Genomic DNA, 24,814 nt, shown 5'->3' with positions numbered 1-24,814 from the left:
TGAAACCTCTGTCAGAAGTTCATTGCTTAATTTCATTGCTCAAGCGAGGTTGAGGTATTTTTATAATGCTGTAACTGGCGACGAAAATCAGCCCAGTTAAAATACGGTCCCGGATCGGTCTTACGGCCTGGGGCAATATCCGAATGTCCGGCAATATGCTGCTGAATTTTAGGATAATAATCTTGCAAACAGGCAGTGACTTTGATCAAGGCAGCATACTGTACCGGTTCAAAAGGCAAGTCGTCACTACCTTCCAGCTCGATGCCAATCGAATAATCATTACATTCTTTTTTACCCAAATAGGTGGAACGTCCGGCATGCCAGGCACGGTCATTAAAATTGACGAATTGCAGTACCTCACCAGAACGTAAAATCAGTAGATGGGTCGAAACCTGCATCCCTTCAATGCTTTGAAAATAGGGATGGACTGACCAATCCAGTTGATTTTGAAAAAACTGTTCAATATAACCGCCGCCAAACTGTGAGGGTGGCAGACTGATGTTATGCACCACAATGAGCTGAATCTCGGTATTGTCCGGACGCTGGTTAAAATTGGGAGAGGGAATGTGACGTGCGCCCATCAGTTGTCCATTCTTAACCTGAAACTCGGCTGCCTGTTGCATAAAACCATTCTCTCCAAAAATAAAATCTGCACGATCAGGGTTGCAGCCGGCTTCATGCTAAAACTTTCAGGCACAAATCTCAATTCATCCCGGCAGACTGTAGGAAAAATCGCTCATTTTTTATGTAACAGTGCTAAGATAATGCGCAATTTTCACGGCTTAAAAGATACGGAAATACTCATGCGCATATCTCAAGCGTTGCTAGACCAGTCGATTCAGATCAATATCCAACAGGCACTTTCAGAAGATATTGGTGACGGCGATATTACTGCCCTGCTGACCCCTGAAGATGAACAGGCCACTGCCACGATCATCAGCCGTGAAGATATGGTACTGGCCGGGCAACCTTGGGTGAATGCCTTGATTCAGGCTTATGATCCAAGTGTTGAAGTGATCTGGCTAAAAAATGAGGGTGATCGGGTTCAAGCCAATGAAACTTTCCTGAAACTGGCCGGTTCTGCACGCAGTTTATTGACTGTGGAACGTCCTGCGCTGAATTTTGTCCAGACACTGTCTGCAGTTGCGACGAAAACAGCGCATTATGTCAAACAATTGGATGGCTTAAATACCAAGCTACTGGATACCCGTAAAACCCTTCCTGGCCTGCGTATTGCACAAAAATATGCCGTTGCCATTGGTGGTGGGCAGAATCATCGTCTGGGTTTATTCGATGCCTTTTTGATTAAAGAAAATCATATTATGGCCGCTGGCGGAATTGTTCAGGCGATTGCCAAGGCACACCAGATTGCGCCGGGCAAACCGGTCGAAGTGGAAGTCGAAACCTGGGATGAACTGAATCAGGCCTTAGAGGCCAATGCGGATATCGTGATGCTGGATAATTTCAGCCAGCAGCAAATGATTGAGGCAGTACAGCATGTGGCCGGCCGCTGCAAACTGGAAGCATCTGGCAATATCACGATCGAAAATTTACGTGAAGTTGCCAGTAGCGGTGTCGATTATATTTCGATGGGTGTCTTGACCAAAGATGTCAAAGCTGTGGATTTATCGATGCGATTTAATGCTGAAGCCTAAATTCGATAGATGACCATTGAGGGTGCGAAGCACCCTTTTTTGATTTTTAGAATTTTTTTTGCATATATTTTGCTCAATTTTCTATTTTAGACCTTAATCATCATCGTCGTCCCGATTACCTCGACGATCGCGGTCATCATCGTCACCATCACGGTCGTTATATCTTCCGTTATCCTCCTCACGATCCTGATTTAACACTGAACGCTCGTCATCCTTCCGCTGATTGCCCCAGTCACAGGCGCTTAGTCCAAACATGCCCAGCAAAGACATTGCACAAATCCACTGTTTCATCTCGCATTCCTCATGGTGATATCGTTTGAATATCGGGGTAAAATAGCTCTGGATCTAGCCGATTCATGTCGGAATTTTGTCAGGAAGTTTTGTGCTGCATTTTCAATGGAGCTGTATTCTGAAATTTCCGGCATAAAAAAACGCATCCTGAGATGCGTTTTATATTTGGCAGGAATGAATTACCAGCCCAAAGCTTGTTGCTGTTTTTTTACCAGCTCCTGAATGCCTTTCTCGGCCATTTCCAGCATGGCATCCGATTGGGCACGGGTAAATGGTTTGTCTTCCGCAGTGCCCTGAATTTCAATAAATTCACCGGCCTGTGTCATCACCACGTTCAAATCGGTTTGACAGTTCGAATCTTCTTCATAGCAAAGATCCAGTAATACTTCATCTTTGAAAATACCAACAGAAACCGCAGCCACCAGACCTTTTAATGGATCATGTTTGATTTTCTTTCTTTCCAGCAAAACATTCATGGCATCGACCAGCGCCACCGCAGCACCGGTAATCGCTGCAGTACGGGTACCGCCATCAGCCTGAATCACATCACAGTCAATGGTAATGGTATTTTCACCCAGCTTTTTCAGGTCAACCATTGAGCGCAAGCTACGACCGATCAGACGCTGGATTTCCTGGGTACGGCCACTCTGTTTGCCACGTGCCGCTTCGCGGTCGCTACGGGTATGGGTTGAACGTGGCAACATGCCATATTCAGCCGTCACCCAGCCCTGGCCCTGACCTTTCAGGAAACGTGGAACAGAACTCTCTACACTGGCAGTGCACAGTACTTTGGTATGACCAAACTCAACCAATACCGAGCCTTCCGCATAACGTGTATAGTTACGGGTAATTTTCACTTCACGTAATTGATCTAATGCTCGTTGGTCGATACGCATGATAAGTCCTGTATAGGCTAAAAATAATTGCGGCTCAGTATAACAGAAGCCTTTGCCAAGATTGGTCAGCCGGATGATTGATTTACAAAATCGATGCATCAGAGTGCGGTTAAATATCGAAATTCTGCCGACCTGTGGCGCTACGATTTGCCTTAATTTTTGCTAGACTAAATCTCCCCTTGAGGAAACCCATTTATGTCCTTACGTGAAGATCGCAAGCAGCAAAGCCATCAGGCGCTACTGGATGCCACACTGGCCTTGAGCAGTCAGGGTCGCGCTTTTAGCACCATCAGTCTGCGTGAAGTCGCGCATGCCGTTGGACTGGTGCCCACGGCATTTTATCGGCATTTTCAGGATATGGAGCAGTTGGGACTAGAGCTGCTGGATCAGGTCGCGATTCATCTCAAGGGAGTGCTGAATCAACTGGGACAGGCCTATCTGTATCAGCCCAACACCCGGACTAAAACCGGAATTGAGCTATTTTTTCAGGCAGTCGAATATCACCCTGAACCCTGGATTTTTTTTGTTGCAGAACGCTGGGGGGGCTCGGCAATGTTACGTGCAGGAATAGAACGGGAAATTCGTTTTTTGACTGAAGATGTCATGCATGAACTGGAAAAAATGCAAGCCGCCCAACATATCCAGTCTTCGCAAGATTTGCAGGCACTGGCACAGATGCTGATTGATCTGTCGCTGAACTGGGCCATGGGCTGGATTCATCTGCAACATCAGGCTGATCCAGAGCTACGCCGCACCCTATCCAATGTCTTTAAAACCCAAAGCGTGCTACAGATGCAGCTTTTATTGCGAGGGATTTTGCACTGGCATCGAATTCCGACAAAAACAGCAGATCCGTCAATCAATACAGAAACAAGTACTCCCCCCATCTGAATAAAAAAACCTGCATTATTGATGCAGGTTTTTTACGGATACTCGGTTATTTCTTATTTGGCTTTACGCTCTTTTTCAATCAGGTAATTCACCACCTGAATTACTTTGGCATCATTGCCCTGCACAATATATTTACCATTGACAGTCACCGCCGGTACGCCGCTTAACTGATATTGAGCAGCCAGATTTTTGGCCTGCGCAATTTTTGACGAAATCGGGAATGATTTATAAGTCGTGTTAAATTTTGCTTCAGAAATACCATAACGGGTATAGAACTTGGCCAGTTGTGCCTGTTCTAAAATTGGACGCTGCTTGTCATGAATATCATGGAATAACTGCAAATGGGCTTTTTGGCGCACACCCAAAGCTTCAGACACATAATAAGCACGTGCCGCTTGTTCCCAGAGTGGATTCATCGCAGCAGGTGTACGTACAAAACGAACATCTTTAGGTAATTTTTTCAACCAGCCCTGCATATGTGGTTCCAGCATGAAACAGTGACCACAGCCATACCAGAAGAATTCACGTACTTCAATTTTGCCCGGTTTTTCGACTTTGACTGGTTGTGCGACCACCTGATAGTCCTGACCTGCCACAAAATTGGCCATAGCACTGCCGGAAAAGGCCAAAACAGATGCGGCAACAGCGCCTAAAAGGAATTTTTTCATTGGGATTATCGTCCTCTAAATCATTATGCTTAGTGTATGGGTTCACTATAAATCAATTATGCCGATTTCGTTTTCATTCTGTGAACTTTTTTGCTGCTTTTATCGCTTTTTCTGCCAGAAACGCTACACTAAAGCAGAGGACTGATTTTCAAGGTTTTAAGTCAGTCACTCTGGCCATTCGGCCCCTATGTATTTTTAGATAATCACGACTGATTGAGGTGACACCGATGTCGCAATTGAATGTTGATCCACAAGAAATTGCCAAGTTTGAAGCATTTGCAGCTATATGGTGGGATCAGCATTCCGAGTTCCGCCCCTTGCACATGATTAATCCACTACGTTTAAACTGGATTGATGAACATGCCGGTGGCCTGAGTGGCAAGAAAATCCTGGATGTCGGCTGTGGTGGCGGCATTCTGGCCGAAAGTATGGCGCGCCGCGGTGCCGATGTGCTCGGGATTGATATGGGTGCAGCCCCTCTGAATGTGGCGCGGATTCATGCCGAACAGGAAGGTGTCAGCAATATCGAATACCGTCAGGTGCCGGTCGAGCAACTGGCAGAGGAACAGGCTGGCCAATACGACATTGTGACCTGCATGGAAATGCTGGAACACGTGCCAGATCCGGCCTCGATTATTCAGGCCTGTCACAAGCTGGTCAAGCCAGGTGGCCATGTGTTCTTCTCGACCATTAACCGTAATCCGAAATCGTATTTATTTGCCATTATTGGTGCAGAATATGTGCTGCGGATGCTGGCCAAAGGCACCCATGATTACAGCAAATTTATCAAACCGTCCGAGCTGGCGCACGATATTCGCAATGCCGGCTTAAAACTCAAAGACATGACCGGTCTGCATTATAATCCCTTGACTAAACGCTACTGGTTGGCACCGAATGTCGATGTCAACTATATGGTCTATACAGTCAAAGAAAGCCAGAACGAGACCAGCGCATGAAAGCCGTTTTATTTGACCTCGATGGCACCCTGATTGATACCGCGGCCGATTTTATCCGGATTATCCAGCAGATGTGCCGTGAAGAAGGCCGCGCGCTGGTCGAACCCGAACTGATCCGGACTCAGGTCTCCGAAGGCGCACGCGCCATGGTGAAACTGGTCTATCCGGAACTGGAACTGGAAGATCCGGTATTTCTGCAACATCGTCAGCGCTTTCTGGACATGTACGGCGCAGACATTGCAGTCGATACCGATCTGTTTAAGGGCATGTATCCGTTACTGGAACAGCTGGAAGCACAGGATGTTCCCTGGGGCATCGTCACCAATAAACCACGCTGGCTCAGTGAATCTTTATTAAAAGCATTAAACTTGACCGAGCGCTGTGCCGTGCTGGTCTGTCCGGAAGATGTGACCCGTACCAAGCCCGACCCTGAACCGATGTATCTGGCTGCCAAGCAACTGGGGCTTGCGGCAGAAGACTGTATCTACATTGGCGATCATCCGCGCGATATTGATGCAGGACGCCATGCCAAAATACCTACCATTCTGGCAGCTTACGGTTATTTACCACTGCAATACAAAGATGACTTAACAGCCTGGCAAGCCGACTATATAGTGGATACTGTTGCAGAATTACATCAGCTGATTCAGACCTTGCTACTCAAACAGCCGACTGCGGTATCTTAAAAGCTTAAAACTGAACAATAACAAATAAGGAGGTAGATAGTGAAATATTCAGCATATCAACCTCGCCCCGATCTGCTCAAAGATCGTATTATCCTGATCACAGGTGCGGGCGATGGCATTGGACGTGCAGCAGCAATCAGTTATGCCTTGCATGGCGCAACTGTGGTGCTGCATGGACGTACCTTAAACAAACTCGAAGTCATCTATGATGAAATTGAAAGTTTAGGTGCGCCGCAACCTGCCATCTTGCCGCTACAGCTTTCTAGCGCCTCGGAACGTGATTATGAACTTTTGCTGGATACCCTGGATCGTCAGTTTGGCCGTCTGGACGGAATTCTGCATAATGCCGGGATTTTAGGTGAACGGGTTCCGCTGGCGGATTATCCGGTGAATGTCTGGGATGATGTCATGGCGGTCAATCTGCGGGCACCTTTTATCATGACCCAGGCGCTGTTGCCCTTATTAGAAAAATCCGAGCATGCTTCGGTGGTGTTTGCCAGTTCAGGTGTAGGCCGCGAAGCCCGCGAACGCTGGGGCGCTTATTCGGTGTCTAAAATTGCCATTGAAGCGGTGAACCAGTTATTTGCCAAAGAGCAGGTGCATCCGAATATCCGCTATAACTGCATCAATCCCGGGGCAACACGTACTGCCATGCGCGCCAAGGCCTATCCCAATGAAGATCCAAAGACCCTGCCTACACCCGATTCCATTATGCCGGCTTATCTATATTTGATGGGTAATGACAGCCTGCATATGAATGGTCAGAGTATTGATGCACAGGATTAAAATCATCTTGGTTTAATATCAGCAAGTGCCTGCTGTTGCTGTCCCACAATTGCATTGAGTTGATTTTGGATACGCGAGTGTGACAGGAATGTCACACCTTAGCCATCACGACAAGGATGTTGGGTATGGCGAACAAAAGACTTTTGCCTACTTTGGGGCTGTCAAAAGTAGGATTTCGCCGACACAAGCCATTTAAATATTTGAAGAAAAGATGATGAGACAGCAATGCAGTAATCGCTGCCTTTTCATTTCCGTTTGAGCTTCGCACAGTGAATAAATCTTCCGCAGCCTGATACAGCCAGCCTTGAGTTCCCCTCAAATTACAGCATACTAAGCTCCAACAAATTTCACTCGAGTGCACCATGACTGAATTAAACAACATGACCGTAAGCAACCTGGAAGATGGCATGGTTTCACTGTTGATCGATCAACAGCCGATTTCAGAAAAATATGACACCAAGTTTGAAGCCAGTATTGTGGATGACATCAAGGCACTCGAAAATGGTCAGAAACTGAAATTATTCGATCAGTTTGTTTTTTCACATAGTGATCTGAATTTTAAACATGCGTATTATTATGTGACCGGAATTGAAAAATTAGACGATCGCTATCGTCTGGCCAAGCATTTTGTTTATCGCATTAAAATTGAAGGCCAACCCGAAATCGAGCATGTGATCAGCAATCAGGGGAAAGCCATGACTGCCGAAGATGTCCGTAGCTTTATTCAGGCACATGTACAGAAATCACTTAACGATTATACCGATCTGAATTACGCATATTAAAAGCCACGCAATTTATATCTATGAGGGCACTTCCTAAAAGTGCCTTTTTTTAGCCTGTGTTTTATCAGCCTGACAATCAATCGATTTTTTATATCAAATTTATAAAATTATTCGGTTTTTCAAATAAATTGTTCTGAGCTATGCTTTTCTGATCCCATATAGCTTAAATCAGGAACACAGCATGGCTGACCAAAAACGTAAAATTGACACCATTCGCCGCATCGAACATTTGCAGTTATCCGAGGCTCTCATTGTGGCACTCGATGATGCAGTTCAAGCTGAATCGGTGGCTGCAGCGATTCAGTCCTTGCAAGGTTTGACCGAGCAATGGAATTAATATCCAGAAAGTTTTTAGAATTTTCTGTGTTTTAAGCCGAGCATATATCGTTTCGGTGTGACTTCAATGCTGTTTTTTTGAGCTAAATCATCGATTTTAGCTTGCATGTTTGCCCTCACTTTGATGAGATAAGAACCAGGCTCAGCCTGTCGGGTCATCGGACAAATGCGCAGCCTAAGCTCATGTAAAATCATGACATAATCATAATATCTCTGCATTTGTTATAAAACTGGTGCCTGTTCTTCACAGTTTCTCTGTAATCTTTCCGTATATTAGACACAGTAGAACATGAACAATTTAATGAGGGTTCAACATGAAAAAGGTTTTGGTGGCATTAGCGATCTCCTGCAGTACATTCATGCTGAGTCATGTTGCAATAGCCTCCCCTCATTTCAATGCTGAATCACAAATGGATAGCCGTCATGGGCATGGCAAGAAAGGCCGTGAATTCCGTGAAAATGATCAAGGGCAACATGATAAACGCCGTATGCGTGAAGAACGCGGGGTCAAACGCCTGCAACAGCTCAGATGGCAGCCTGGCTATGTCATGCCGCAGCATTATCGTGGCAATGGCTATAAAGTCGAATATAAAGAGCATAACCTGCCTCGACCAGATCGCAAACAGCAGTGGTATAAAATTAACAATGACTACATTCTGGTCAATTCTGAAAATAACAGCATTATCCGGATTGTGGGGGATTAATTCACCATCCTGTTCAAGCTCCGATCCTCTTATCGACTCAACCATGTTTGGGTCTTTTTTTATTTTCAGCAATTGAAAATTTTTGAACTAAAACTCCTGCTGATTTTCACACTTTTGGTTCAAGTGATTTATCTTCTAAATTTCTTCATGAATTTAACAATTTAACTAAATAGCCCTCACGCTTTCTATGTACTTATTCGCTAATTTAATCTCATCGAAATCAGATCTACATTTTAGGTGAGAGCCATGAAAAAAGTCCTAACTACAATTGCGTTATCCCTAAGTGCTTTGTTGGCTACTTCTGCAATGGCAGCACCACAGCATGATCCGCGTTATAACCATAATCCGCATAAACCGGCACCGCACTGGAATGCCAAAGACAGTAAAAAATGGAATGACGACCGTCGCTGGAATGATGACCGCCGCCATAATAACCGTATGGTTAATCCAAGCCGTGACTGGCGTGTAGGACAAAGCTTACCGCGTCAATACGATAACAAGCGTTTTGAAGTCAGTGATCGCGAAGCTCGCCGTTTACCGAATACCGGCCGTTTCCAGCAATGGTACAAAGTCAACAATGACTACGTTCTGGTCAATGAACGTAGCAATAGAATTGTACGAATCATCAATTAATTTTTCTCCATTACTGCTCGTCTTGCAGACACCTGAAGTCCCCTTCAGGTGTTTTTTTATTTCTGCACTTCCACTTGCGTTTTTTTTCATTAGAATCAAAGCTGGATCTTCAATCATTGAAATAGGCACAGGCATGACTTCAGCAGAAACCTCACACAGCACAACATTGCAATATGTGCACTGGTTTCGCCATTCTGCGCCTTATATCAATGCGCACCGCAATAAAACCTTTGTGATCATGTTTGATGGTGAAGCGGTCTTAAATGACAATTTTCAACATATCATTCACGATATCGCCTTATTGCACTCTTTGGGCATTCGGCTGATTCTGGTACATGGTGCACGTCCACAAATTAACCAGAATCTGGCGCAGAGCCAGATCAGTACACCCTTTCATCAGCAGCGCCGGGTAACCACACGTGAATCCTTAAGCTGTGTGATGAATGCGGTCGGTTCGATTCGTCTGCAAATTGAAGCCCTGCTGTCTATGGGACTGGCCAACTCACCGATGTATGGTGCCCGTATTGATACGGTTTCAGGAAATTTTGTGACGGCCAAACCTTATGGCATTCGTGATGGCATAGATTTTCAGCTCACTGGTGAAGTCCGCGCGGTCGATACCGATGCGATTCAGCGACATCTGGACAGCCATAATATTGTGGTGCTTGGCCCGACTGGTTATTCCACCACCGGCGAAGTTTTTAATCTATTGGCTGAAGAAGTTGCGACCAAAACTGCGATTCGACTGAAGGCAGATAAGCTGATTTTTCTGGGCAAGCAGCATGGTTTAATGGACAGTAACGGCCAGCTCAAACGCGAAGTCACCCCGAAACAGCTGGATGACTATATTCCGGCAGAACAAGATGGGCTTGAAAGAGGCTTGCAACTTAAGGCAGCACAAGAGGCCTCCATGAACGGCGTACATCGGGTGCACCTGATTTCCTATGCCTATGATGGTGCGCTACTTGAAGAGCTGTTTACCCGTGATGGTTCTGGCACCTTGGTCACTGACGCGCATTATGAAGAAGTGCGAATGGCAGATATTCAGGATGTCGGTGGCCTGATCGGCTTGCTGCGTCCATTAGAAGAAGAAGGGATTCTGGTCTATCGTTCCCGTGAACGTCTGGAAAATGAAATTAACCAGTTTGCCGTGATTGAACGGGATGGCATGATTCTGGCCTGTGCAGCCCTTTACCCGATTCCGACCACGGGCGATGAATTACGTTCTGCAGAAATTGCCTGTGTCGCAGTGCATCCAAGTTATCGCCAGTCCAATCGCGGTAGCCAGATCTTGCATTATCTTGAAGAAAAAGCCAAAAGCATGCAGATTCAGCAGCTGTTTATTTTAACCACGCGTACCGCGCACTGGTTTCTGGAACAGGGCTTTGAACCAACTTCAGTCGATGACCTGCCGGATGCGCGTCAGGCATTTTATAATTATCAACGCAATTCAATCGTTTGTAAAAAGTCACTTTAAAGTGACTTTTTCTTTGAGTGCCTTAGCTTAATTTCAGATAAAGATATCTGACAATTCCAATTTAAATTTTAAAATGCCATTGCTGCTTTTTAGCTAAATATATCAGCAGATTGAATTTATAAAAATAAATATATATTTCATAAGCTTGATTAATTTTATTGGCAGATCTTCATTGTCATATAAATCACTTTTTCGCATAAGTTTTGCGTTTTTTTATTTATCTTTTTTCTTCATTAGAAATTCCTGAATAGTTATTTTTTTAGAAAAACAAAAACGATTAGCGTGTGTCTAAGTTTTATTCGCTAGTTTTCACTTTCGGGAGTTTTGCTTCATGCGCCAATCTAATGTTCAGTTTTTAGCAAAAACTGCAGTACTCGGTACTGCAATGGCTGGCGTCATGATGCTTTCTGGCTGTTCAAAACAGGAAGATACCACCACCTTGAATATTGGTTTCCAAAAATACGGCGTACTGCCAATTTTAAAAGAACGCGGCACGCTAGAAGCCTCATTAAAAAAACAAGGCGTAAATGTGAAATGGGTGGAGTTTCCGGCTGGCCCACAGTTACTTGAAGGCCTGAATGTCGGCAGCGTGTCTTTTGGTGAAGCAGGTGAAGCACCCCCAATTTTTGCCCAGGCAGCGAACTCAAATCTGGTCTATGTCGCAAACCAGCCACCAGCGCCTAAAGCCGAAGCCCTAATTGTACCGAAAGACTCCCCGATTCAATCGATTCAGGATCTGAAAGGCAAACGTGTGGTCTTGAACAAAGGTTCCAACGTGCATTATTTACTGTTGAAAGTTCTTGAAGCCAACAATCTGAAACTCAGCGATATTGAAGTGATTTACCTGCCACCCTCTGATGCACGTGCAGCTTTTGAACGTGGTGCAGTGGACGCTTGGGTGATCTGGGATCCATTCTTTGCCGCTGCTGAACATCAAATTGGCGCGCGCGTGATTGCCACGGGTGAGAACATCGTGAGCAATCACCAATTTTATCTGGCAGATCGCAAGTTTGCAGAAAGCCATCCTCAGGTGGTACAGGCAGTCGTCAATGAACTGAATCTGACCACGGACTGGGTTGCAAAAAACCAGGATGCAGCAGCCAAACTTCTGCAACAACCGACCGGTCTGGCCGTTGATGTCTTAAAAACCTCGATTTCCCGTATGGGCTTTGGCGTTAAACCCCTCACTCCTGACGTGATTCAAAAACAGCAACAGGTGGCAGATGCGTTTTATGCACAGCAGCTGATTCCACAAAAGCTGAATATTGATGCAGCGATTATTAAATAACAACAGAATAATTCGGGAATACAGATGCGTCATTTAAAAACGGTTTCCTACCTCAGTTTAGCCTTACGCAGCTTGGCTCTGACTGCTTGCCGGAAACAGAAGCCACAGCGAAGCACTGCTGCAGAACATACAGCACGGCAACAGGTTCAAAGCATTGCGATGAGTTTTCAGAAATCAGCCTTGAATCTGCTGGTAGCAAGCAATGACAAGCTGACCTGTTCCAGCGGGTTCAATTAATTCCTAATCACATTAGCGTCCAGCAACAGATTTGGTCGCCTACTACTCCACATTAATTTCTGAGCAATTTAATTTTAAGGATATCGAGCATGAAAATTTTCTGGTTTATCCCAACACATGGTGACAGTCGCTACTTGGGCACCAGCAAAGGTGCACGCCAAGTCGATCATGCCTATATGAAGCAGATTGCAGTTGCGGTCGATAACTTAGGTTATGAAGGTGTCCTGATTCCCACAGGTCGTTCATGTGAAGATCCTTGGTTAACAGCTGCCAGCCTGATTGATGCAACGAAAAAACTAAAATTCCTGGTGGCACTGCGTCCTGGGGTGACCACACCTGCGCTGGCGGCACGTATGGCTGCAACCTTTGACCGTTTATCCAATGGCCGGGTGCTGCTAAATCTGGTTACTGGTGGTGATGAGCAGGAGCTAAAAGGTGATGGCGTCTATGAAGATCACAAAACCCGCTATAAAACTGCCACTGAATACACCACCATCTGGCGTGAAATTCTGAAGCGTTCACATACTGGTGAAAGCTTCACTTTCCACGGCGAACGCTTAAGTGTCGATGATGCCAAACTCCTCTATCCACCTGTACAACAGCCACATCCGCCGCTCTGGTTCGGTGGTTCTTCAGATGATGCGGTTGAGCTGGCCACCGATCAGGTGGACACTTACCTGACCTGGGGTGAACCACCTGCTGCCGTGAAAGAAAAAATTGAAAATGTCCGTGCCAAGGCAGCCGCTAAGGGTCGTGAACTGAGCTACGGTATCCGCCTGCATGTGATTGTGCGTGAAACCAATGAACAGGCCTGGGCGGCAGCGGAAGAACTGATTCAATATGTCGATGATGCCACCATTGCAGCAGCTCAAGCCAAGTTCAAATCTATGGATTCGGTCGGTCAGCGTCGTATGGCTGAATTGCACAACGGCGACCGTAGCAAGCTGGAAGTATCGCCAAACCTTTGGGCCGGTGTAGGACTGGTGCGTGGTGGCGCAGGTACGGCACTGGTTGGTGACCCGGAAACTGTCGCAGCACGTATTCAGGAATATGCGGATTTAGGAATTGATACTTTCATTTTTTCTGGTTACCCGCATCTGGAAGAATCCATCCGTTTTGCTGAACTGGTGTTCCCATTCCTTCCACTGGAAACCCAGAAAAAATTGGCTCAACCGAACTTGACGGGTCCATTCGGTGAAATCGTAGCGAATAACTACACACCGGATGAGAACAAGCAGGCTGAGAAAATTCAGGAGTCTGTTTAATGTCGAAAGTCATTTCCGTTGAAACCCTCTCAAAAAAGCAGGTTTCACGTGGAACAATTCTGGGGCGGCATTTGCTGCCCTGGCTGGTTCCAGTTGTATTGATTGCCATTTGGCAAATTGCTTCCAGCACAGGTCTACTGGAAAGCCGGATTTTGCCTGCACCCACTGCAGTAATTTTGGCCTTCTGGAATTTATTGCTCAGCGGCGAACTCCAGACTCATGTACAAGTCAGCGCAGGACGTGCCATCAGCGGCTTATTGGTCGGTGGTGGTTTAGGTCTGTTATTGGGTCTGTTAAATGGTTCATCCAAAATCGCCTCTACCCTGCTCGATACCACTTTGCAGATGATCCGCAACATTCCGGCGCTCGCGCTGATTCCATTGGTGATTCTCTGGTTCGGCATTGATGAATCCGCCAAACTGTTTTTAGTCGCGATCGGGGTATTTTTCCCGATTTATATCAATACCTATCACGGAATTCGCTCAGTCGATCCCCAATTGATCGAGATGGGTAAAAGCTACGGCCTCACGCGTTGGCAGCTGTATAAAGAGATTATTCTCCCGGGAGCAATGCCTTCCATTTTAGTCGGGCTACGCTTTTCTCTAGGGCTGGTCTGGGTGCTTTTGATTGTTGCCGAAACCATTTCTGCCCAGTCCGGTATTGGCTATATGACCATGAATGCACGCGAATTCCTGCAAACGGATATCGTCCTGGTCGGTATTTTACTCTATGCCCTGCTCGGTAAACTGGCCGATGTGCTGGCAGTCGCCTTAGAACGATTCCTGCTGCGCTGGCATGCCGGCTATCAAAAATAAATTGAAATGAGGAGCATGTAATGACTGATCTGAGTTTAGGGCGTCATGTCAATGACCCGATTGCACCACCCGAGCAACCTGCGAAAGATATCAATCCGAATGCAGCCCTTGGTGCCGAAATCATTATTGAACAATTGCACAAATTTTATGGTTCAGTCAAAGTTCTGGAAGATCTGGATCTGCATATTCAACCGGGCGAATTTCTGGCGATTGTCGGTCGTAGTGGTTGTGGTAAAAGTACCCTTTTGCGCCTGATTGCTGATCTGGAAAAACAGAGTTATGGCGAAATCAAGTTTAAATCCGCACGGCATATCCGTGAAGGAATTACTGCAGATGATATTCGGGTGATGTTTCAAGACCCGCGCCTGCTGCCATGGCGTAGCATCGAACAGAATGTACAATTAGGCCTCGGCAAAGAGCAACATGCCAAAGCTTTACACATGCTGGAAAAAGTGGGCTTAAAAGAGAAAGCCGGGCTGTGGCCATCACAGTTGTCTGGTGGTCAACGTCAACGGACGGCCCTGGCACGTGCATTATCGCATCAGCCCCGTATTCTGCTGCTGGATGAACCACTCGGCGCCCTGGATGCCCTGACACGTCTGGAGATGCAAAACCTGATCGAACGCTTATGGACCGAGCAAGGCTTTACCGCGATTCTGGTGACTCATGATGTCAGTGAGGCAGTGCAACTGGCAGACCGGATTATCCTGCTGGATAAGGGTCATATTGCCAAAGAGTTTCGGGTTGGCTTGCCACGTCCACGGCAAAAAAGTCTGAAATTTGCAGAACTGGAACAGCAAGTCTTACAGGCAGTTTTGGCCACCTAAATATCCGATGAAGCCCAGAATAGGGGAGTTTTGGGTTTCATCTTCAAGCCAAGTCCTGAGCTGAATTTAAAACTGCAGGCTAATCTGGGTCATAAAAGCATTCATTTTCTGACTCTATTTCAAAATAAAAATATTTCAATAATTTAAGTATTTTCATAAACTTGCATTTTTTGCTCTGGCTTGATGCATTTAAGCCATTTTAAATATTGATCTAGAGAATAAATCATCATTATTCAAAAAATTAGCCATGGACTGTGTGCACAAATCTGATGATTTGCCGTACAATTGAGGATTCCCATTTTTTCATTGTTTTTTATATTTGCTAATGGAACAAAAAAAGAGTACTCAAAAACGCAACCAGCTGCTGAATGCTGCACTAGATGTATTTTCCCTGTACGGTTTTAATGGGGCAAGTCTAGATGAAATTGCACAGATTGCAGAAATGCATAAGTCGAATATTTTCTATTATTATGAAAATAAAGAAGCCCTCTATGTAGAGGTATTGACCACCGTTCTACAAAAATGGCTGGCGCCTTTACAAACCCTTGAGGCCGAACTTGAGCCTGAAGAAGCGATTACCAACTATTTAATGCAAAAAATTGAAGTATCGCGTACCCAGCCTAAAGCATCTCGTTTGTTTGCTTTAGAGGTGATCCAAGGCGCACCGCATATACTGGAAATTTTAAAAGGCCCGCTAAAGAAACTGGTGAAGCGTAAGGCCAAAGTCATTTCTAACTGGCAGGAACAGGGCAAGATTTCAGCAGATATCGATCCTGAATTGCTGATTCTGAATATTTGGGCCCTTACCCAGAACTATGCAGATTTTTCGACCCAGATGGAAATGGTGACAGGGAAAACCTTGCGTAACCGCAGTATGCAGCAACGCATTATCCAGCATACGGTCAATATGATGTTATACGGCGTGATTCCACGTACGGATAAATAAGCAAGCGCTTCTGATTGGCATACGACCATAGCTGCTATGGTCGCCGAGCAAACTTACCCTTCTCTCTTATTTTACCATTCGATATAAATCTAATAACTTTTTCGCACCCAGTAACAGGTTTTCTTCCCAGTCCAGATGCGCAGTCTCATTGGCCCCATCCGTAATATACTTGACTGAAATCAGGCGAACACCGAGCTTCTTACACACTTTTGCCAAGGCATAACCTTCCATATCGACCAGATGACATGGCACTTTCGCACTACCGGTTTCAAAACTGTCGCCTGTCCCGCAAATTCCTTTGGGTAAATGTTCAAAGAAAGCCTCCAGTTCAATCGCGGCAGGATAATCCTGATCCATGGGTGTTACGCCGACTTCAAAACCGAGTGGTGAAACATCCATATCACGCTGTACAAACTGACTGACTTCAATCAGGTCATGAGCATTAAAATGCGAGCTGCCGGCTGTACCCAAATTCAGCAAGGTTTTGCAGCCCGTTTTTTGAATCACCTCGAAGGCTTTAAAGGCTGCGTTCACTTTACCAATTCCGCTGTAATGCACATTTATGCCTTGAGCTTCAAACAAGCCTTTTGATTCATTGGGTAGCGCCATGATGAGTGCCAGATTGGACATTTGAAATACCTGATACAAAGAAAAATACAAAGAAAAGCGCTGACATTAGAAAGCAAAATTCGCTGAATGAAAAGCAGGAATGCGCTGATCGGATCCATTTAAAGCGTCGAAAAACAATCTGATTTGATATTCAGGAAAATGAATTTTCAAGAAAAATATTGCATAAAAACACAACAACAAGACGAAACGGCGAGATTATGGCAATATATAGCCTCTCGATATTTCCAAGCACTTGATTTGCCCATGCAGCTGCTCCGTCTAAATGCTTTAGCATCTCATTCTGAACTACCCAAAACGGCCTTGACGATCGGCAATTTTGACGGCGTGCATTTAGGTCATCAGGCGATGATCCGTCAGCTGCAACAGGTGGCTGAAGCACAGGGTTTAAAATCTGTTGTAATGATTTTTGAGCCGCAACCTCTTGAATATTTTAAGGGTTATGAAGCCCCACCGCGGATTTCATCCTTACGTGAAAAAGTCGAATACCTGACTGAACTCGGTGTGGACTATATTGCGGTGGCGAAATTCGATCATACTTTTCGCAGCCTGACCGCAGAAGCCTTTGCCGACATTTTAAAAGACAAACTCAATGCACAGCATCTGGTTTTAGGTGATGACTTTCACTTCGGTAAAAACCGTCAGGGCAATAGCGAATTCCTGCGCAATTATGGTTTCCAAGTCACCAATTTAAGCACCATTGCTTTAGAGGGTGAACGGGTCAGTTCAACCCGGATTCGTCAGACTTTACAAGCAGGCGATTTAGCCCTTGCTGCCAAATTACTCGGCCGGCCTTATAGTATTACCGGACGGGTGCAATACGGCGATCAGATTGGCCGAACCATTGATTTCCCAACCATTAATGTACGACTGAACCGGCATAAGCCCTGTCTGAATGGCATTTATGGGGTTGAAGTCATCTGTGAAACTGAATCCCTCAGGGATAAAGTAAAACATGATCATGCTACTAAAACAGGCATTGCGGGTTATGACCCCACTGCCCTGTTTGGTGCGGGTCATGTGGGAACACGCCCAGCCATCAAACAAGCCCATCCAGAATGGCGATTAGAAGTACATTTTCCGGATGTTTCTGCTAATCTGTATGGCCTGTTAATGCGGGTGACGTTCTTAAACTATTTACATGGCGAAAAGGACTATCCTTCGCTTGAAGCGCTAAAAGCCGGAATTGATGATGATGTCGAGAAACTGCTGGAGTTTCGTCGAAATCATCCTACATTTCCCTTTTAATATCCCATATTTTTATTGTAAAACGTGTCAGTAACATAACTGATTAGATTGGAAGACGACTTGCATGAGCGATAAGCAAACTCCTGAAAATGCAGTGGACTATAAAGCCACGCTAAACCTCCCAGGTACTGAATTTGCAATGAAAGCAAATTTGGCAGTACGTGAAGCGAAATGGTTAGAAGAGTGGTATGCCGACAACATTTATCAGCAGATTCGTGCGTCGCGTATTGGCAAGAAAAAATATGTACTTCATGACGGCCCTCCCTATGCAAATGGTCAAATCCATTTGGGTCATGCGGTCAATAAAGTATTAAAAGACATCATCATCAAAAGCCGCGTGATGGATGGTTTTGATGCACCCTATGTACCGGGCTGGGACTGTCACGGTCTGCCAATCGAACTCAAAGTTGAAGAAAAAGTCGGTAAAGTCGGCGTCAAGGTAGATGCCTCTACCTTCCGTAAAGCCTGCCGTGAATATGCCTACACCCAAGTTGAACTGCAAAAGAAAGACTTCGTGCGTATGGGTGTATTCGGTGATTGGAACAACCCTTACCTGACCATGAACTTCAAACAGGAAGCGGACATCGTACGTTCATTGGGTGCGATTGCCAAAGCCGGTCATATCGAGCCGGGTCTGAAACCGGTGAACTGGTGTCTGGACTGTGGTTCATCTTTGGCTGAAGCTGAAGTTGAATATGAAGATAAAAAATCAGATGCCATTGATGTCGGTTTTACGGTGGTTGATTTAGCGGATTTATCTGCACGTTTGGGTGTAACTGTTAGTGATTCAACAGACATCGTCATCTGGACCACCACGCCTTGGACACTACCTGCCAACCAGGCCGTTGCCGTACATGCCGAAATTGAGTATCAACTGGTTAAAGCACGTGGTGACGAAAAAGCAGCACAAAACTTTATCCTGGCCAAAGATCTGGTGGAATCTGCAACTGAGCGTTATGGTTTTACTTCATTCGAAGTAATTGCAGGCTTTAGCGGTAGCAAACTTGAACACCTTGTTCTGCAACATCCTTTAATTAGCGATCGTCAGGTACCGGTCATTTTGGGCGAGCACGTGATTGCCACCAGTGGTACCGGTGCAGTACATACGGCTCCGGGTCATGGTGTGGACGACTATAAAGTGGGCTTATTGTACAACTTGAAGGTTGACAATCCAGTCGGCGGAAATGGGGTATATTTACCGACTTCGCCACTGTTTGCGGGTGAGCACATTTATAAAGCCAATCCACAAATTATTGCGGCGCTGGGTGAAGCCAATAAGCTGTGGGCACATAAGCCAATCAAGCATAGCTACCCACATTGCTGGCGTCATAAAACCCCGATTATCTTCCGTGCCACACCACAATGGTTTATCAGCATGGATGCCAAAGGCCTGCGTCAGGGCGCGTTGAATGCGATTGAAAATGACATCCAATTCGTTCCAGATTGGGGTAAAAACCGAATTCAGGCCATGATCGAAGGTCGTCCGGACTGGTGTATTTCACGTCAACGTACTTGGGGCGTGCCAATTCCGTTCTTCGTACATAAAGACACCAATGAATTGCACCCACGTACACCTGAATTGATCGAAATCGTAGCAAAACTGATTGAACAAGAAGGCATTGATGGTTGGTACAACCGTGATGCATCTGAATTCATCGGTGCAGACGCGGAGCAATACAATGCTGTACGCGATACGCTAGACGTTTGGTTCGACTCTGGTACCACCCATTATGCGGTACTGCGTGAACGTGAAGACTTAACTGATCCTGCTGATTTGTATCTTGAAGGTTCAGACCAGCACCGTGGCTGGTTCCAGTCATCGTTATTGACCTCGATTGCCATCAATGAACGCGCACCGTATAAAGGCTTGCTGACTCACGGTTTCGTGGTCGATGAAAAAGGCCGTAAGATGTCGAAATCGATCGGTAATGTAATCACACCGCAAGACATCATTAAAGATATGGGTGCAGACGGCTTACGTTTCTGGATCGCCTCTGCAGATTACCGTTATGAAATGACCGCGGGTAAAGAAATCTTTAGCCGTGCATCCGATGGTTATCGTCGTATCCGTAACACCTTGCGTTTCTTGTTAGCCAACTTGAATGGCTTCAAACCTTCAACAGATGCATTACCAGTCGATCAGTTGATTGCACTGGATCAATACATCCTGCAACGTGCAGCGGAAGTTCAGAAAACCGTTCAGCAAGCTTATGAAGATATGAACTTCCATATCGTGACCAGCGCATTAACTAACTTCTGTATCAACGACCTCGGTGGTTTCTACCTCGACATCATCAAAGACCGTCAATACACCACCAAAGCGGACTCAAAAGCGCGTCATTCTGCACAAACTGCGTTGTATCATCTGGTACAGGCCTTTGTGCGCTGGATGGCACCGATCCTGAGCTTTACTGCACAAGAAGCTTGGCCACTTATTCCTGAACAATCAGAGAAATATGTGTTCACTGCTGAATGGTATGACATTCCAGTTGCATCTCAGGAAAATTTACTTTCAGAAGATGACTGGAAACTACTAATTGATGTTAAATCAGTAGTAAACAAACAAATCGAGACAGCTCGTAATGCTAAGCTAATTGGCTCAAATCTATCTGCTAAGGTTGAATTGTGGGCTATCCCAGCAATGAAAGAAGTCTTAGATAAGCTAGATGATGAATTACGTTTTGTCCTCATCACTTCACAAGTTATCGTTAACGAGTTCAATACATTTGCTCCTCGTCATGGCGAAAATACAGGCTTATTAGACTTGCATGTAAAAATCTCTGCGGCAGATGGCGAGAAATGTGTACGCTGCTGGCACGTGCTTCCGGATGTAAATACACATAGCTCACATCCAGGACTCTGTGGCCGTTGTATTATTAACCTTCCTACAGGCCAAGGCGAAGAGAGAAAATATGCCTAATACCCAGACTAAAAAGGGCTTATTCCAGTTCTATCCACATAATTTATGGTGGATTGGGCTGGCCATTGTGGCGATCATTCTGGATCAATGGACCAAATGGATTGCAGTGACGAATCTGAACTATGCAGATCCTATCCCTGTGCTGCCCTTTTTAAATTGGACACTATTGCATAACTATGGCGCTGCCTTTAGTTTTCTGTCCGATGCGGGTGGTTGGCAACGTTATTTCTTTACTTCACTGGCAGGGATTGTGTCTGTGATCTTTGTTTTTTGGCTAATGCGTATGCCAAAAAACATGAAGGTTTTACCGCTAGCAATTGCCCTGATTTTGGGTGGTGCAATCGGTAATTTAATCGACCGGGTCAGTCTCGGCTATGTGGTCGATTTTATTCATGTGTATTACCAGAACAGCCACTTCCCTGCTTTCAATATCGCAGACAGTGCCATCACGCTTGGCACTATTCTGATGCTAATTGATACCTTTTTCTTAGAAAAATATCGAATTCAACGGGCGCAAGCACAACATGACTGATTTTATTCATCCTAATGAAGAAACCCGGGTTGCAGACGGCTCTAAGGTCGAGCTGCATTTTTCTGTCGCGATCGAAAATGGCGTAGAAATTGACAATACCCGTAGCCGTGAAGCCCCGGTCAGCCTCACGATTGGCGATGGTAATTTATTGCCAGGCTTTGAAAAAGCACTGTTTGGTTTACGTGCCGGTGACCGTCGTACTGTAAGTCTGCCTCCGGAAGATGCTTTTGGTCCGTGGAATCCGGAAAACATCCAGAAGTTCGATACGGTGAAGTTTGGAGAACGTCCGATCGAGGGTCACATGATCGAGTTTGAAGACAAAGCCAAGGCGACTTTGTATGGTGTGGTACGTTCAGTCAATGATGACATCACCGAAGTGGACTTTAACCATCCACTGGCAGGCAAGAACATCACCTTTGAAGTGGAAATCTTTAAAGTAACCCCTGCCGGTCAGCAAGGCCTAAAGTTGATGTAAAACATCTGCTAATCGCATGATTTTTAAAAGCTCCTTCGGGAGCTTTTTTATGCTCAGGATACAAATCATCTCTAGTCACCTCTCTGAAATCTGATTAATTTAATTGGATGATAAGAAACCCAGAAAGGAATAGGCATGAAAATTTATATTGTGGTCGGCAGTGTACGTGAGGGGCGTACCGCGCTTAAAGTGGCGCACTGGGTACTGCAGGAAATTAAAAGCTATGGTTTTAGTACGCTTGAAATTGAAATTGTCGATTTAAAAGAATGGGCTCTTCCACTCTTTAGCGGTGCTCATCCGCCACTGACCGGGATCTATGATCAGCCCAAACAGCAAGACTGGGCAGACAAAATTGCGCGCGGCGATGCCTTTATTTTTATCACACCTGAATATAATCATGGCTACAGCCCTGCGCTAAAAAATGCGCTGGATTACCTCGCCAAGGAATGGCAAGGCAAACCGGCAGCCTATATTGGTTATGGTGTCACCAACGGTTCACGTTCAATAGACCAGATTCGTCAGGTCGGGACTCAACTTGGACTGATCGATACCAATGCCGTGATTGAAATCCGTGACATCTTCGCAAGAAATAAAGATTATTCGTTCCAGGGCAATGAATTTGATACTAAAAATCTAAAAGTAGTGGTGGATAAATTAATTCAGTATGTCAGTGCTTGAGACTTTAGCCGACAGCATCGTAGGTTTTCGCCTACAGCGACCGCTGCATTTAGCGGCTATGTACTACGCTTAGTTAGGACTATAGTCACTACATAGACAGACAGGACGTCTGCAAAGCGATACGACAACAATAACAAGCGCAAATCAACAGGACGTTGACAGATTAGACAGGAGTCAGATCTGAGAAGCAAATCCAGAAAAGCCTCAACAGGATGTTGAGGCTTTTTTGTTTTAAAGCTTAGATCCTGCTCAAACTAAAATATTCAGGTTGGGTTTAATGATTGATTTAATAAAAACGATGGACTGCTGCTTTGGTTAAATAGTCATTCTTTCACTGCTATTTTTGAAATTCACCTGTCAGCTTTGACCTACAATCGATGCAGTCAAATGCCCTATTGGGCTGCACTACTTCGGGCTATATTCGAGTCATACCAAGACAGGCAGTCTTGTCAGAAAAATAAAAAGATTTACAAAGCAGGATGCTGATCGGTATAACAGACATTATACCTTTGCCAGAATATGAAAAGGCCTTCACAGGATGTCGAGGCCTTTTTCTTTCATATCAGGATCATCTTAAAAAAAAATTTATTCAGATCGTCAGCAGATCATGAGCATTCTGCCTCGCTCGATATTTCATGTCCAAATGCAGCCTTTCAAACAAAGGATTAAGGTGCGGTCATTTTTAATAACTTGGCTTGCGTGCCATCCTGAATTATCCAAAGCGTACCATCACTGGCCTGAATCGCGCCACGAATCCGCTCCTTCATATCCACACGCTGGACTTCTTTGACCGGATTCTGTGTCGTATCCACAATCACAAGCGCCTTGGAAGACAAACCAGTCGTGATCGCTTTATTTTTCCATTGTGGAAATACATTTCCTGTATAAAACAACAGATCTGAAGGAGAAATGACCGGCGTCCAATCCAGTGCTGGCGCTTCAAATTCCGGGCGAGTAGCATGGTCGGGAATGGGCTTGCCATCATAATGATCACCATTTGACACCACTGGATAGCCATAATTTTTAGCTTTGATGATCTTATTCAGCTCATCCCCACCTTTGGGACCCATTTCAATCACCCAGAACTGCCCCTGTGGATCAAAAGCCATGCCTAAAGGATTGCGGTGTCCAAGACTCCAGATCTGCTGGGCAATTTTACCCTGATTCATAAAAGGATTATCAGCAGGAATTGAACCGTCATCATTTAAACGAATAATTTTACCGGCATTGGACTGCATATCCTGTGCTGGAGTAAATTGCTGCCGTTCCCCTGAACCGATCCAGAGCTTGCCATCCGGTCCAAATACAATCCGGTGTGCATAATGTCCCTGCCCTGAAAATTTAGGGACTTGAGTCCAGATCCGTTCAATTTGAGTCAATTGAGGGGCAGTCTGGTTTAAATCCAGTTTGCCACGGATCACCACTGCGCCATAGCCACCCTGACCTTGTTCAGCATAGCTGAGATAGACCCACTGATTGTTTGCAAAATCCGGATGTAAAGCGACTTCACCCAAGCCTCCTTGGCCACCATAGGCAACTTGAGGAATACCTTTAACTTCGACTTTCTGCTTGGTACGTGGATCAAAAAGTTGTAATTTTCCTTTACGTTCGGTAATCAGTAAACGGCCATCTTTGAGTGATGCAATTGCCCACGGCTCATTAAATTGTGCCACCTGTGCGATCTTATATTTTTGTACATTTGAGGCTGTAGCTTCAGATTTAGAAGATGAGGTGGAAGCCTCTTGAATACTGCCAGAAGATGAGTTATCGGCATGACAGGCAGTCAATGCCAAAGCACAACAACTGAGTAAAATTTTTATTTTAAATTGCGCTACCATCATCCTCTCCACGCTTTTTTATTCTCTAAATTAATATCACAATACACAAGTCTTCACAGAAATTCAGCATAGAAAAGTAAACAGATATATTTGCAGCAACAGCAGAGACTCGTTTTATAGTATTTGAATGGCTTTGATTTTACTTTTGGATCTAGCATCTAAATACCTGCCCCAATTTCATCTACTTATAATATTATCCCGCGCACAAAAAAACACCCCCTGCTCATGCAGGGGGTGTTTCGAATAATGAGCTGGCGATGACTTACTCTCACATGGGTAACCCCACACTACCATCAGCGCAAAGAGGTTTCACTTCTGAGTTCGGGAAGGGATCAGGTGGTTCACTCTTGCTATTGT

The 24,814-nt window shown here is 45.2% G+C and carries 27 protein-coding genes and 1 rRNA gene; 21 read left to right on the top strand and 7 right to left on the bottom strand.

All coding sequences use genetic code 11. The features are described 5' to 3' along the window. Positions 1-32 precede the first annotated feature (32 nt). A complete protein-coding gene (ampD, locus tag FTT73_RS07865) occupies positions 33-623 on the bottom strand; it encodes a 1,6-anhydro-N-acetylmuramyl-L-alanine amidase AmpD (protein WP_180191248.1) in 591 nt (196 codons plus the stop codon). Positions 624-803: 180 nt separating this feature from the next. Between ampD and nadC the strand changes: the two genes are divergently transcribed. Further along, positions 804-1,655: a carboxylating nicotinate-nucleotide diphosphorylase gene (gene nadC, locus FTT73_RS07860; protein ID WP_074383822.1), complete on the top strand. Its 852-nt coding sequence runs from the start codon at positions 804-806 to the stop codon at positions 1,653-1,655. Between the two features lie 93 nt (positions 1,656-1,748). Here the strand turns inward: nadC and FTT73_RS07855 are convergent, their stop codons facing one another. Both FTT73_RS07855 and rph read right to left on the bottom strand, forming a co-directional pair. Beyond that, the gene (locus FTT73_RS07855) at positions 1,749-1,910 is read right to left on the bottom strand and encodes a hypothetical protein (RefSeq protein WP_180001047.1); all 162 of its coding nucleotides are present in this window, start codon (positions 1,908-1,910) and stop codon (positions 1,749-1,751) included. Between the two features lie 215 nt (positions 1,911-2,125). Next, positions 2,126-2,842 carry a ribonuclease PH gene (gene rph, locus FTT73_RS07850; protein WP_005173362.1) on the bottom strand — a complete coding sequence of 239 codons (717 nt, stop codon included), beginning with the start codon at positions 2,840-2,842 and terminating at the stop codon, positions 2,126-2,128. A 195-nt stretch (positions 2,843-3,037) separates the two neighbouring features. Between rph and FTT73_RS07845 the strand changes: the two genes are divergently transcribed. Then, a complete protein-coding gene (locus tag FTT73_RS07845) occupies positions 3,038-3,733 on the top strand; it encodes a TetR family transcriptional regulator (protein WP_180072369.1) in 696 nt (231 codons plus the stop codon). A 53-nt stretch (positions 3,734-3,786) separates the two neighbouring features. On the opposite strand, the gene FTT73_RS07840 is transcribed toward FTT73_RS07845, so the two are convergent. Next, positions 3,787-4,401, bottom strand: a complete 615-nt coding sequence (locus FTT73_RS07840) for a thiol:disulfide interchange protein DsbA/DsbL (RefSeq protein WP_005173368.1) — start codon at positions 4,399-4,401, stop codon at positions 3,787-3,789. 227 nt (positions 4,402-4,628) lie between these two features. Between FTT73_RS07840 and ubiG the strand changes: the two genes are divergently transcribed. From ubiG to FTT73_RS07770, 14 genes are all read left to right on the top strand, one after another. After that, positions 4,629-5,357, top strand: coding sequence for a bifunctional 2-polyprenyl-6-hydroxyphenol methylase/3-demethylubiquinol 3-O-methyltransferase UbiG (gene ubiG, locus FTT73_RS07835; RefSeq protein WP_100357013.1), 729 nt, complete (start codon positions 4,629-4,631; stop codon positions 5,355-5,357). Beyond that, on the top strand, positions 5,354-6,043 hold the full coding sequence (locus FTT73_RS07830; RefSeq protein WP_180191247.1) for an HAD family hydrolase: 690 nt from the start codon (positions 5,354-5,356) through the stop codon (positions 6,041-6,043). The genes ubiG and FTT73_RS07830 overlap by 4 nt, the downstream gene beginning before the upstream one ends. A gap of 39 nt (positions 6,044-6,082) precedes the next feature. Then, the gene (locus tag FTT73_RS07825; RefSeq protein WP_180076172.1) at positions 6,083-6,829 is read left to right on the top strand and encodes a YciK family oxidoreductase; all 747 of its coding nucleotides are present in this window, start codon (positions 6,083-6,085) and stop codon (positions 6,827-6,829) included. A gap of 362 nt (positions 6,830-7,191) precedes the next feature. Then, positions 7,192-7,611, top strand: a complete 420-nt coding sequence (locus FTT73_RS07820; protein WP_180191246.1) for a hypothetical protein — start codon at positions 7,192-7,194, stop codon at positions 7,609-7,611. 181 nt (positions 7,612-7,792) lie between these two features. Next, positions 7,793-7,948 carry a hypothetical protein gene (locus FTT73_RS07815; RefSeq protein ID WP_005173373.1) on the top strand — a complete coding sequence of 52 codons (156 nt, stop codon included), beginning with the start codon at positions 7,793-7,795 and terminating at the stop codon, positions 7,946-7,948. Positions 7,949-8,261: 313 nt separating this feature from the next. After that, complete coding sequence (locus FTT73_RS07810) at positions 8,262-8,651, top strand: RcnB family protein (RefSeq protein ID WP_005173376.1); 390 nt, start codon at positions 8,262-8,264, stop codon at positions 8,649-8,651. A gap of 246 nt (positions 8,652-8,897) precedes the next feature. Beyond that, entirely contained in the window at positions 8,898-9,284 is a 387-nt protein-coding gene (locus FTT73_RS07805) for an RcnB family protein (RefSeq protein WP_005173379.1), read from the top strand. 133 nt (positions 9,285-9,417) lie between these two features. Further along, on the top strand, positions 9,418-10,761 hold the full coding sequence (gene argA / locus FTT73_RS07800) for an amino-acid N-acetyltransferase (protein WP_180191245.1): 1,344 nt from the start codon (positions 9,418-9,420) through the stop codon (positions 10,759-10,761). 331 nt (positions 10,762-11,092) lie between these two features. Beyond that, positions 11,093-12,049: a sulfonate ABC transporter substrate-binding protein gene (locus FTT73_RS07795; RefSeq protein WP_180191244.1), complete on the top strand. Its 957-nt coding sequence runs from the start codon at positions 11,093-11,095 to the stop codon at positions 12,047-12,049. A 24-nt stretch (positions 12,050-12,073) separates the two neighbouring features. Beyond that, positions 12,074-12,286: a hypothetical protein gene (locus tag FTT73_RS07790; RefSeq protein WP_180077916.1), complete on the top strand. Its 213-nt coding sequence runs from the start codon at positions 12,074-12,076 to the stop codon at positions 12,284-12,286. 89 nt (positions 12,287-12,375) lie between these two features. Continuing rightward, complete coding sequence (gene ssuD, locus FTT73_RS07785) at positions 12,376-13,551, top strand: FMNH2-dependent alkanesulfonate monooxygenase (protein WP_180077915.1); 1,176 nt, start codon at positions 12,376-12,378, stop codon at positions 13,549-13,551. After that, complete coding sequence (gene ssuC, locus FTT73_RS07780; protein WP_180191243.1) at positions 13,551-14,366, top strand: aliphatic sulfonate ABC transporter permease SsuC; 816 nt, start codon at positions 13,551-13,553, stop codon at positions 14,364-14,366. Before ssuD ends, ssuC begins: the two co-directional genes overlap by 1 nt. A gap of 20 nt (positions 14,367-14,386) precedes the next feature. Next, positions 14,387-15,193: an ABC transporter ATP-binding protein gene (locus tag FTT73_RS07775; protein ID WP_180191242.1), complete on the top strand. Its 807-nt coding sequence runs from the start codon at positions 14,387-14,389 to the stop codon at positions 15,191-15,193. 325 nt (positions 15,194-15,518) lie between these two features. After that, positions 15,519-16,139 carry a TetR family transcriptional regulator C-terminal domain-containing protein gene (locus FTT73_RS07770; protein WP_005173402.1) on the top strand — a complete coding sequence of 207 codons (621 nt, stop codon included), beginning with the start codon at positions 15,519-15,521 and terminating at the stop codon, positions 16,137-16,139. Positions 16,140-16,205: 66 nt separating this feature from the next. On the opposite strand, the gene FTT73_RS07765 is transcribed toward FTT73_RS07770, so the two are convergent. Next, positions 16,206-16,769, bottom strand: a complete 564-nt coding sequence (locus FTT73_RS07765) for a 5'-methylthioadenosine/S-adenosylhomocysteine nucleosidase (protein ID WP_005173404.1) — start codon at positions 16,767-16,769, stop codon at positions 16,206-16,208. 243 nt (positions 16,770-17,012) lie between these two features. Between FTT73_RS07765 and ribF the strand changes: the two genes are divergently transcribed. From ribF to FTT73_RS07740, 5 genes are all read left to right on the top strand, one after another. Continuing rightward, positions 17,013-18,014, top strand: a complete 1,002-nt coding sequence (gene ribF / locus FTT73_RS07760) for a bifunctional riboflavin kinase/FAD synthetase (protein WP_180000678.1) — start codon at positions 17,013-17,015, stop codon at positions 18,012-18,014. Between the two features lie 64 nt (positions 18,015-18,078). Further along, positions 18,079-20,934, top strand: coding sequence for an isoleucine--tRNA ligase (gene ileS, locus FTT73_RS07755; protein ID WP_180191241.1), 2,856 nt, complete (start codon positions 18,079-18,081; stop codon positions 20,932-20,934). After that, a complete protein-coding gene (gene lspA, locus FTT73_RS07750; RefSeq protein ID WP_005173413.1) occupies positions 20,927-21,466 on the top strand; it encodes a signal peptidase II in 540 nt (179 codons plus the stop codon). Before ileS ends, lspA begins: the two co-directional genes overlap by 8 nt. After that, entirely contained in the window at positions 21,459-21,941 is a 483-nt protein-coding gene (locus tag FTT73_RS07745) for a peptidylprolyl isomerase (protein WP_100354970.1), read from the top strand. Before lspA ends, FTT73_RS07745 begins: the two co-directional genes overlap by 8 nt. 135 nt (positions 21,942-22,076) lie before the next feature. Then, a complete protein-coding gene (locus FTT73_RS07740; RefSeq protein ID WP_100354971.1) occupies positions 22,077-22,619 on the top strand; it encodes an NADPH-dependent FMN reductase in 543 nt (180 codons plus the stop codon). Positions 22,620-23,284: 665 nt separating this feature from the next. Here FTT73_RS07740 and FTT73_RS07735 read toward each other — a convergent pair. Beyond that, a complete protein-coding gene (locus tag FTT73_RS07735; RefSeq protein ID WP_074383804.1) occupies positions 23,285-24,457 on the bottom strand; it encodes a PQQ-dependent sugar dehydrogenase in 1,173 nt (390 codons plus the stop codon). A 249-nt stretch (positions 24,458-24,706) separates the two neighbouring features. Continuing rightward, a 5S ribosomal RNA gene (rrf, locus tag FTT73_RS07730) occupies positions 24,707-24,814 on the bottom strand; the annotation flags it as partial.

This window comes from Acinetobacter sp. YH01006 (assembly GCF_013420445.1).
Taxonomy (GTDB): Bacteria; Pseudomonadota; Gammaproteobacteria; order Pseudomonadales; family Moraxellaceae; genus Acinetobacter; species Acinetobacter pseudolwoffii.
Note: the sequence above shows the minus strand (reverse complement) of the source record. Positions and strands in the feature narration are given on the sequence as shown.

Excerpts from the sequence above, each read along its gene's own strand:
- FTT73_RS07810 (WP_005173376.1), top strand. The coding sequence starts at position 8,262 with ATGAAAAAGGTTTTGGTGGCATTAGCGATCTCCTGCAGTACATTCATG.
- ssuC (WP_180191243.1), top strand. The coding sequence starts at position 13,551 with ATGTCGAAAGTCATTTCCGTTGAAACCCTCTCAAAAAAGCAGGTTTCA.
- FTT73_RS07840 (WP_005173368.1), bottom strand. The coding sequence starts at position 4,401 with ATGAAAAAATTCCTTTTAGGCGCTGTTGCCGCATCTGTTTTGGCCTTT.
- FTT73_RS07770 (WP_005173402.1), top strand. The coding sequence starts at position 15,519 with ATGGAACAAAAAAAGAGTACTCAAAAACGCAACCAGCTGCTGAATGCT.
- FTT73_RS07830 (WP_180191247.1), top strand. The coding sequence starts at position 5,354 with ATGAAAGCCGTTTTATTTGACCTCGATGGCACCCTGATTGATACCGCG.
- FTT73_RS07775 (WP_180191242.1), top strand. The coding sequence starts at position 14,387 with ATGACTGATCTGAGTTTAGGGCGTCATGTCAATGACCCGATTGCACCA.
- FTT73_RS07735 (WP_074383804.1), bottom strand. The coding sequence starts at position 24,457 with ATGGTAGCGCAATTTAAAATAAAAATTTTACTCAGTTGTTGTGCTTTG.
- ribF (WP_180000678.1), top strand. The coding sequence starts at position 17,013 with ATGCAGCTGCTCCGTCTAAATGCTTTAGCATCTCATTCTGAACTACCC.
- FTT73_RS07795 (WP_180191244.1), top strand. The coding sequence starts at position 11,093 with ATGCGCCAATCTAATGTTCAGTTTTTAGCAAAAACTGCAGTACTCGGT.
- lspA (WP_005173413.1), top strand. The coding sequence starts at position 20,927 with ATGCCTAATACCCAGACTAAAAAGGGCTTATTCCAGTTCTATCCACAT.
- FTT73_RS07740 (WP_100354971.1), top strand. The coding sequence starts at position 22,077 with ATGAAAATTTATATTGTGGTCGGCAGTGTACGTGAGGGGCGTACCGCG.
- FTT73_RS07855 (WP_180001047.1), bottom strand. The coding sequence starts at position 1,910 with ATGTTTGGACTAAGCGCCTGTGACTGGGGCAATCAGCGGAAGGATGAC.
- FTT73_RS07745 (WP_100354970.1), top strand. The coding sequence starts at position 21,459 with ATGACTGATTTTATTCATCCTAATGAAGAAACCCGGGTTGCAGACGGC.
- FTT73_RS07815 (WP_005173373.1), top strand. The coding sequence starts at position 7,793 with ATGGCTGACCAAAAACGTAAAATTGACACCATTCGCCGCATCGAACAT.
- ssuD (WP_180077915.1), top strand. The coding sequence starts at position 12,376 with ATGAAAATTTTCTGGTTTATCCCAACACATGGTGACAGTCGCTACTTG.
- FTT73_RS07790 (WP_180077916.1), top strand. The coding sequence starts at position 12,074 with ATGCGTCATTTAAAAACGGTTTCCTACCTCAGTTTAGCCTTACGCAGC.
- argA (WP_180191245.1), top strand. The coding sequence starts at position 9,418 with ATGACTTCAGCAGAAACCTCACACAGCACAACATTGCAATATGTGCAC.
- ileS (WP_180191241.1), top strand. The coding sequence starts at position 18,079 with ATGAGCGATAAGCAAACTCCTGAAAATGCAGTGGACTATAAAGCCACG.
- FTT73_RS07765 (WP_005173404.1), bottom strand. The coding sequence starts at position 16,769 with ATGTCCAATCTGGCACTCATCATGGCGCTACCCAATGAATCAAAAGGC.
- FTT73_RS07845 (WP_180072369.1), top strand. The coding sequence starts at position 3,038 with ATGTCCTTACGTGAAGATCGCAAGCAGCAAAGCCATCAGGCGCTACTG.
- ampD (WP_180191248.1), bottom strand. The coding sequence starts at position 623 with ATGCAACAGGCAGCCGAGTTTCAGGTTAAGAATGGACAACTGATGGGC.
- FTT73_RS07820 (WP_180191246.1), top strand. The coding sequence starts at position 7,192 with ATGACTGAATTAAACAACATGACCGTAAGCAACCTGGAAGATGGCATG.
- nadC (WP_074383822.1), top strand. The coding sequence starts at position 804 with ATGCGCATATCTCAAGCGTTGCTAGACCAGTCGATTCAGATCAATATC.
- rph (WP_005173362.1), bottom strand. The coding sequence starts at position 2,842 with ATGCGTATCGACCAACGAGCATTAGATCAATTACGTGAAGTGAAAATT.
- FTT73_RS07805 (WP_005173379.1), top strand. The coding sequence starts at position 8,898 with ATGAAAAAAGTCCTAACTACAATTGCGTTATCCCTAAGTGCTTTGTTG.
- ubiG (WP_100357013.1), top strand. The coding sequence starts at position 4,629 with ATGTCGCAATTGAATGTTGATCCACAAGAAATTGCCAAGTTTGAAGCA.